Below are 1560 nucleotides of genomic sequence, written 5' to 3'. Positions count from 1 at the left end.
AACAGCCCGGCGACGCTGTGGTAGTAGGTCTGTGCGAGGACTTCAGCGTTCTGGTGGGTTGCCGCATGAGATAAGAGTTCGAGCATATCCGGGTACCACTCCTCCAGGTGCTCCAGCACCACCCCGGAGATGCCGAAGGCACACCTGAACCCCTCATCGAGGAGGTCGAGGAGGATCTCTGTCACAGGTTGGAAGGAACGGTCGATGACCCGTCCCAGGTCTTCCTTTGTGTCCGTGTTAAAGTAACTATCCTTCAGGTTTCTCCTTCCCTTTGCCATCTCAGGCCGAAATCCGGAATTGAGCTGGCTGGGGTAATGGACGTCGAACCCCAGACTGAACACCGGTGGATTTGAGTCCGCGCCTGTCATAGGAGGTAGATTGCCGTTTCCGTATATAAAGGTCATCAACCCGGTAGTATCTCCGGATCCTGTATCTCCCATCACCTCCCCATGATTTGCTGGTACCGTCAGGGACCTCTGATGAGTGGTGCCGCTCCCGGATCGTTCTTCCCGTATTCTCAAGGTCTCTTGGCCGGGGGTTGCAGGCCCGGATGTATTCCGCAGTTTGGGAGACCTTCGGCCTCTCGGCGCAGATGGCCATTCCAACGTCCTTCGTGAATTCGAGTCGCTCGCACACATCTGCGTGAATCAGGAGTGTAGAGGTGATCTGGCCTTGTCAGGATGAGTTTCCGCGAAGAGGCAACCCCGGGGTGGGAAGGTCGGGTGTCCTGGAGCACCCCCGTCGCCCGGAGAACCAAAACATTCTAAAGAGCACCCCGAAGAGTATCATCCAGGAGTATGACCGCATGGACTACCTGGAGGAGTTTCCCGTTCTCATCATCGACGACGAACTGCACTCGGATACCGCGGAGGGGCGGGCGTCCCGGGAGATCGTAAAAGAGCTGAAATCCGAGGATTTCCCCGTCATCGAAGCCCTGACCGCCCGTGACGGGGTTCACGCCTTCCTCTCGCACCCGCATACGAGCTGCATCATCATCGACTGGGAACTCACTCCCGAGGCCGCGGACGGGATGCTCACCGCCGCAGACGTCATCACCCTCATCAGGGAACGTAACCCAAAGGTTCCGATCTTCTTAAACACCGAGAAACTCGCGATCTCCGCCATACCTCTCGGCGTCATATCCCGGATCGACGGTTACATCTGGAAGCTCGAGGATACTCCGGCGTTCATCGCCGGCCACATCAAGCGTGCGGCAAAGAACTACCTTGCCGATGTCCTCCCGCCGTTCTTCCAGGGGCTGATGGACTACGTCGAGGAGTACAAATACTCCTGGCATACGCCCGGGCACATGGGGGGCGTCGCGTTCCTCAAGAGCGCCGCCGGCCGGATCTTCTACAACTTCTTCGGCGAGAACACTCTCAGGGCCGATCTCTCGGTCTCGGTGCCTGAACTCGGGTCGCTCCTGAAGCACTCCGGTGTCGTCGGCGATGCGGAGCGGAAAGCCGCAGAGGTCTTCGGGGCTGACCGGACCTACTTTGTCACCGGCGGCACATCCGCCGCAAACAAGATCGTCTGGCTCGGCACCGTCACCCCCGGCGA

General features: G+C 59.0%; 1 protein-coding gene and 1 pseudogene. One reads left to right on the top strand and one right to left on the bottom strand.

Annotated elements, in window-relative coordinates:
• A pseudogene (locus tag BP858_RS10740) lies at positions 1–278 on the bottom strand (alpha-amylase); the annotation flags it as partial.
• A gap of 527 nt (positions 279–805) precedes the next feature.
• Here BP858_RS10740 and BP858_RS10735 point away from each other — a divergent pair.
• Positions 806–1560 (top strand): Orn/Lys/Arg decarboxylase N-terminal domain-containing protein (locus BP858_RS10735; RefSeq protein WP_286879481.1); only part of this gene is annotated, 755 nt, incomplete at its 3' end.

The organism is Methanoculleus sp. UBA413, from assembly GCF_002502935.1.
In the GTDB taxonomy this organism is placed as follows: Archaea; Halobacteriota; Methanomicrobia; order Methanomicrobiales; family Methanoculleaceae; genus Methanoculleus; species Methanoculleus bourgensis.
Note: the sequence above shows the minus strand (reverse complement) of the source record. Positions and strands in the feature narration are given on the sequence as shown.